The organism is Streptomyces sp. NPDC001732 (assembly GCF_053596315.1).
In genome coordinates this window covers 1-6,210 of record NZ_JBSFFY010000137.1, presented here as the reverse complement: position 1 = coordinate 6,210, position 6,210 = coordinate 1, and the positions used below count along the sequence as shown (strand labels likewise).

Here is a 6,210-nt window from a genome sequence, read left to right as displayed (position 1 = left end):
GAGGATCAGGCCGATCGTGTCGGTGAGGATACCTCGTTTCCGCCCCACAATCTTCTTCGCGGCGTCCGTTCCCTGGCTGGTCACAGGCGCGTTGGGGGAGGTCTTCACGCTCTGGGTGTCGATGGCGGAGCCTGTGGGTTCTGGTTTACGTCCCTCCTTCACGCGGGCCAGTGCCGTCAGGTCGTAATTGAGCTGGGCGAAGATTCCCTCGTCGCGCCAGGCTGCGTAGTAGGCGTAGACGGTGCCGTGGTTCGGGAAATCGTGCGGGAGGTACTTCCAGGGGATTCCGGTGCGGTTCACGTAGAGAATCGCGTTGAATACGTCGCGGAGGTCGACCTTGGCCGGCTGGCCGGTGGGTCTGCGGTCGAGCCGGGCTTTTCTCCAGACCGTCAGGGTCGGCTCGATCAGGGCCCATCGAGCGTCGGACAGGTCGCTGGGGTATGGCTTGCGCTGGCTCACGCCGTAGCGTTGACACGGGAGGCCCGGAAGGTGCCGTTCCGCCGATCATCGGGAGATTCTGTCGCATCCTCAAACCAGACGGACTTCCAGCGGTAGAAGTGAGCGAAACGGATGGCAGGCTCCGAGCGGCGAGAAGCTACGAAACTCGCATGCCGCTCGAACCACCACAAAGCGGGTCAGCAATGAAAGCCGCTTTTCGGAATAGACCTACGTAAACGCCCTCTGAGAGGCCCGGGGCGGCGCGTTTGCTCGGGCAGGACGTGCGTGGTCCGGTCGGTGCCGTGGTGATCCCTACGACACCTCCGACCGTGCGAGGTCTGTTGAAAGACCGGTGGCGCTGAGTGCCGGCCGGTCCTCGCACGTTCTGCGCGGGCCCCTCAGGTGCCCCTCACGGGCATGGAAAGCCCGCGCTGCCGTCAGCCCGAGCGCCCACTTTGCATCGTGCCCCCGACCCGCCGCCGCCCCCTCCGCAGCCGGTTCGACCCCCAGGCTCTCCAACAGCAGCCGCTGCGCGGGCACCAGCCGCCCCCACCTCTCCGCGTCCCGCTGCGCGGCCACCCACCGCTTCGGTTGTGGGACGAAGCCCTTGCCTTCGTCGTCCGGGTTGCGGCGGACCACCTCGACGGTGATGTCCTTCACCACTCCAGACGCACCCTCGCAGTGCCCCGGAGAAGTATCGATGTTTTCGACTGCTCCGGCGAGGACGTCGGGCGCGACTGCGGACCCTGATGTGACGTACGCCTCGTCTCTCGGCCGTATTTCCTGGCATGCCGCTGTAACGATCAGCCCGTTCGGCCCACTACCCAACGACAGAGCACACCAGGAGGGACAGGAGGTGCGGCAGTGCCCGATCACGACGCGGATCGTTTCACCGCCATCTACGACGGCTGTCGGCAACGCGTGTGGGCCTACGTGGTCAGCCGTGCGGGACGACAGGTCGCCGATGAGGTGGTGAACGAAGCGTTCACCGTCGCCTGGCGCAAGCTGGACGACGTCCCCGAGCCGCCGCTGCCATGGCTGCTCGCGGTCGCCCGCAACATCCTGCGGGACAACATCCGGGCGGAGGCCAGGCGCGCGTCGTTCGCCGCCGAGCTGCGCTCCTGGACGGAACCCGCCGAGGCGGACATCGCCGAGGAGGTATCCGAGCGCAACGCGCTGCTCAACGCGCTGGCCACGCTGCCGGAGGACGATCGGGAACTGCTGATCCTCTCCGGGTGGCAGGGCCTGACCCCCGCACAGGCAGCCGCGGTGGTCGGCTGCTCGCCCATCACCCTGCGGGTCCGTCTGCACCGGGCGCGCAGACGTCTCACCCAGGCCGCGTCGGTCCCCCTACCCACGGAGGAGGCCGCAGACGTGCGGCGCGTGTCCACCCGAGTCCGGATCGCCGTAGGAAAGGAAGCCCGGTGAAGAACGACATCCTGCACCGTCTGACAGCCGCCCGCCCCGCCCACCTCGACCCCGGCCGTCCCACGCCGTCGGCGGTCCGGGAAGAGGAGCTCGCAACGTTCACGAGCCGTCCGCGCGCGATGCGCACGGCTCGCGCCACCGCCCGGCCGCGGAGGGCGGGCCGCTCTCTCGTCCCGGGTCTCGCCCTGGCCACCGCGGCGGCGGTGGCGGCTGTGGTGATCACCGACACCGTGCCGGAGAAGCCAGGACCCGCCCCCTCCGCGACCTCGGGCTCCGGCAGCCAGATCCTTCTCGCTGCGGCCTCCCACGTCGAGCAGCAACCGGCCGGTTCCGGCACGTACTGGTACGTGGAGGAACACATCGGTTCCCTCCACAAGGTCCCGGGCAAGCACTACACCGTCGCCGCCCGCACCGAGCACCGGTACTGGACGGCCGCCGCCGAGAACAAGCAGTGGTCGCAGTCCCTGGACCTGGGGGCACGTCCGGCCACGAAGGCCGACGAGGCGGCGTGGAAGGCGGACGGTTCCCCCACGTCGTGGAACCTGGAGGGGGAGACCCTCACCTATGCCGGCAAGGGCGAGATCCAGCACGACGCCCCCGGCGGAACCGGGGACATCGTCCCGATGGGCGACATCCCGCTCCGCGTCCTGGCCACGCTCCCCACCGATGAACAGGCCCTCCGCAAGCGCCTGTTCACCCTGGTCGACAAGGACTACAACGCCCCCAAGGAAATCCTCGACGGGATCGTCGTCGACACAGTCGTCCGACTCGCCACGACCCTCCCGTCCACCCCGGCCCTGCGCGCCGCCGCCTACCGCCTCCTCGCCGCCGAACCCGGCGTGCGCTCCCTCGGCGACGTCAAGGACCACACCGGCCGTACCGGCTACGCCGTCGCGCTCCCCAGCCCCCACGGGCCCGTCGAAATCCGCCTGATCTTCGACAAGTCCACGGGCATGCCGCTTGGCACCGAGACGGTGGCCACCCGGAGCGGTGACGGGGTGAGCAAGGGCGATCTGCAGAGCTACACGACGGTCACGTCGATGAAGTGGACCGAAAAGGCACCGCCGTTCGACACCGACACCGAGGACCCGGGCCCGATCTCAGCTCCGGTCGAGGAGCCGGGTGTCGAGCCGGCCCGCTGAGGCTTCGATACCGTCGGCGGCCGTCGGCTCCTCGGAGGCTGAACCCACGGCCCCAGACGAGGTTAAACGACAAGCTTACAGACACCCTGGGCGAGTTCATTGAGAATGACGTCTCGTTCGGTCATGACTGCCTTCCGTTGGACAGGCGGCGCTCCGCCGCGGTGACCAGGATCCCGAGCAGCACCGCAAGATCGGCCGCGCCGTCGGCGTCGTCGGCCCAGCGGGTGGCTTGCAGTGGGTGTACCTGGTCGAGTGGGGCGCCTTCGCGGGCAAGGACGAAGGCCAGTGCCAGCATGGCCGCGCGGGCGTTGCCGTCTTCGAACGGATGGAAGAACAGGACGTCGAGGTAGGTCCGGGCGGCACGTGAGGGGAGGGGCAGGTCCGGTTGAGTGCTCTCGGACAAACAGCGCTCGAACCACACCGGAGTGTTGGGTGGCAGGCCATAGCGTTCCCGCCCGTCCTTCGCGAAGGCCGGCACTGTGCGGAAAGGGGCGGAAGGTTGGTGCAGGACTGTCCGCTGCCAGTTCTCCAGGAGGTCGAAGCTCAGCCGTCTGCCCTGTGCCGCGTCGGCGAGGGCCAGGTCGAGGGCGGTCAGGATCTGCTTGGTCCCTTCGGCGTCGCGGCTGCCGCGTGTGGTGGTGAAGAAGTCCCGGAAGCCGTCGTATGCCGGTGCTCCCGCGCCGGGGCGAGCGCCACTCCAGCACGGCCAAGAGATCTGTGTGCGAATGCGCAGCCAGTCGGCGAGCGCGTCCCGATGGTGGCCGGGGCCGGACGTCATCGGTTTCCGTCCACGGTCCGGGCGAACCGCGAACTCACCGTGTCGACCGCTACGACGTCCGGTGCGATCCAGCTGCCGAATCGGCCGCCGACTGCGCTTTCCACGATCTCCCGGGCTCGTTCCTCGTCGATGCCGTTGTAGGCGAGGAACCATCCGAGGACCTGCTTGCAGTGCCCGTACCGGCCGCTCTCGGCCCGCGTCCTGTCGGCCACCACGGTCACCAGCCGCGTGCACGCGCGCTCCCAATGCCAGGGATCCACAGAGGACAGGGACACCGCTGAGTGCGATGGCGGCGCCAAGGCGGAGAAGCGCTCCGCCAAATCCTCGATCCAGTCACGCCACTCGAGCAGGGCTGCGACGGCCACCGGGGCGGTCGTGTCCGCCGTCGTCCCGGAGTGGCGGGCGCAGCACCACACGTCGACGACCCCGCCGTCGGTGTCGCCCTCACCCACCGACCAGTTCCAACCGCAGGCCCACCGGCCGTACCGGTTCACCAGGAACTCGGTGACGGGGTCCAGCGAGCGCCACCAGTGCTCTTCGACGGCCTCAGGGCTGCGCAGCAAGGGTGCGACACGATCGGCCAATGCCTCCGCCGCATCCTCGTCCAGCTCGAACGGGTGTCGCAACGGATCGACTTCTGCCCAGGTCAGGGTGCGTGCCCACAGTTCGCTCACCACGCCACTCTGCCGTGCTCACCTGTACGAACTCCAACGCAATACGGAGCGGAGGTGTCACACCACTGAGAAACGATCTTCAATCGAACGGGAAGTGATCTTCAGAGCTGGCGATTCACCCAGCTCAGACCGACTCGTGAACAGCCCCAGCCGTAGCGAGCGAACCCACGTCAGGCTCAACACCATAGAGGCAGTATCGCCACCAGTTCCCAGGCAGAGCTCTCCGAGATTCAGCGAATTCGTCGGTTTCGCGGAGGCCGGTACGAGCGCAGCACGGCGAGCTTGTTCTCCCACGCTTCCTCGCAGGGCTCCCAGACCATCCCGGCCTCCGGCAGGTCGAGCAGGGTCTTGCGCCGCTCCTCCAGCTCCCCGGCCCGCAGTCGTGGAGTCGGGCCGCCGCTGCCCGCTGTACGACGCTTCCCCCAGGCCCCTCGCGTCCGCACGCCTTCGCTTGTTGGTGTTTATCAGTCGCCGTGGCTGCCGTTTCCGTGCCCGCTGCTGTGGTGGCCGGTGCCGGCAGTGCCTCCCTCGGACCAACTGCCCGGGTCCAGCCCGTGGGCGAGGCTGTGGCCGCCGGTGGTGAAGTCGGCGTAGAGGTCGCTCAGCTCGCCGAGGAGTTGGCGGGTGAGAGCGTCGGCACCGGTGGTCAGCGCAGCTGCGAGTTCCGCGTCGGCGTCCAGGGAAGTTCTGGCGCTGGCGGGCATGAAAGGGGCAGGGGCGGAGAGGGCTGCCAAGCGGCGGCGACCGGTGATACCCCGCAAGCCTGGATAGGCGGCAGGAGCCAGGCCCGCAGCCTGGACGAGCAGGGCAAGAGATGTGTTGTGGGCGGCCTCCGGCATTGCGGAGCCGGGGCGGACCACGCTGTCGAGACGGGCCAGCAGCGCCCGGCGGCGCGGCAGGTCGACAAAGAGAATGTCGTGGCGGGCACGGCCACCGGGGTCGCGCCACCTGCGGACACGGACCACCTTCTGGTCCTCGAGCCGGGAAAGGTACTCGATGGTCAGGGAGCGCGGTGTCCGGCGCAGCCAGTCCCTGAGGCTGGGCGGGGGAGCCGTCGCGCTCAGGCTGCGCAGGACATTGCTCAGGCGGCGGTCCTCGACGTGCTGGGAGCCTGTCACCTCAATCTACCGGGGGCCGACTGTGATCCGTCCGGTTACTGAGGTTGAACTCGTGATGTCGTGTCCTCGCTCAGGCGGATCTGATGGTCAGGCCGGTCTCGGCGAGGCAGCCGTCTATGAGGTCGCTGCGGTACTGGATGTGGCGTAGACCGCGTCGGATGCGCTGGACGAGGTGGTCGGGGGTGCTGAAGGCGACGTTGGAGAGCCAGCCGCGTCGCAGGAGGGACCAGATCCCTTCGACGGGGTTGAGGTCGGGTGCGTAAGGCGGCAGGTAGCAGAGGGTCAGCCAGTCCCGGGAGGCGGCGAACTCCCGCAGGCCGGCGGCCTTGTGCACGTTCAGGTTGTCCCAGACAAGGACGATCGGGCCGCCGGGCTGCTGGTGGGCGGCGATCAGCAGGTCCCGGTAGTCGCGCCAGGAGAAGCTCTTGCGTCCGTCGCGGCGGCCGTCGTCCCTTCGCGGCCGGTAGATCAGCCGGGACCGGTGGCCGGGCTTGTAGCAGGTCAGGGCCGCGATGGATATCCGTCTGCGGGAACGGCCTCGGACCCGCACCACCGGGGTCCGGCCACGCTGTGACCAGGTTTTCGCCTGCGGCGGCGTCATGGAGAATCCGGCCTCGTCCTCGAAGACCAGC

8 protein-coding genes and 1 pseudogene are annotated in these 6,210 nt (G+C 68.6%); 2 read left to right on the top strand and 7 right to left on the bottom strand.

Annotated elements, in window-relative coordinates:
• Positions 1-459 (bottom strand): transposase (locus ACWCXX_RS40280; RefSeq protein ID WP_451136162.1); only part of this gene is annotated, 459 nt, incomplete at its 3' end.
• A 546-nt stretch (positions 460-1,005) separates the two neighbouring features.
• Positions 1,006-1,104 (bottom strand): annotated as a pseudogene (locus tag ACWCXX_RS40275) (IS5/IS1182 family transposase); the annotation flags it as partial.
• Between the two features lie 198 nt (positions 1,105-1,302).
• Between ACWCXX_RS40275 and ACWCXX_RS40270 the strand changes: the two are divergent.
• Both ACWCXX_RS40270 and ACWCXX_RS40265 read left to right on the top strand, forming a co-directional pair.
• Complete coding sequence (locus tag ACWCXX_RS40270) at positions 1,303-1,866, top strand: RNA polymerase sigma factor (RefSeq protein WP_451136160.1); 564 nt, start codon at positions 1,303-1,305, stop codon at positions 1,864-1,866.
• A complete protein-coding gene (locus ACWCXX_RS40265) occupies positions 1,863-3,008 on the top strand; it encodes a CU044_5270 family protein (protein WP_451136158.1) in 1,146 nt (381 codons plus the stop codon). Before ACWCXX_RS40270 ends, ACWCXX_RS40265 begins: the two co-directional genes overlap by 4 nt.
• A gap of 121 nt (positions 3,009-3,129) precedes the next feature.
• Here the strand turns inward: ACWCXX_RS40265 and ACWCXX_RS40260 are convergent, their stop codons facing one another.
• The 5 genes from ACWCXX_RS40260 to ACWCXX_RS40240 form a co-directional block, all read right to left on the bottom strand.
• Positions 3,130-3,786, bottom strand: a complete 657-nt coding sequence (locus ACWCXX_RS40260) for a Fic family protein (protein ID WP_451136156.1) — start codon at positions 3,784-3,786, stop codon at positions 3,130-3,132.
• Positions 3,783-4,460 carry a hypothetical protein gene (locus ACWCXX_RS40255; protein WP_451136154.1) on the bottom strand — a complete coding sequence of 226 codons (678 nt, stop codon included), beginning with the start codon at positions 4,458-4,460 and terminating at the stop codon, positions 3,783-3,785. Before ACWCXX_RS40255 ends, ACWCXX_RS40260 begins: the two co-directional genes overlap by 4 nt.
• A 230-nt stretch (positions 4,461-4,690) precedes the next feature.
• Complete coding sequence (locus tag ACWCXX_RS40250) at positions 4,691-4,903, bottom strand: hypothetical protein (protein WP_451136164.1); 213 nt, start codon at positions 4,901-4,903, stop codon at positions 4,691-4,693.
• 21 nt (positions 4,904-4,924) lie between these two features.
• Entirely contained in the window at positions 4,925-5,578 is a 654-nt protein-coding gene (locus tag ACWCXX_RS40245; RefSeq protein WP_451136152.1) for a GOLPH3/VPS74 family protein, read from the bottom strand.
• Between the two features lie 70 nt (positions 5,579-5,648).
• On the bottom strand, positions 5,649-6,210 hold a 562-nt coding region (locus ACWCXX_RS40240), incomplete at its 5' end, for an IS630 family transposase (protein WP_451136150.1).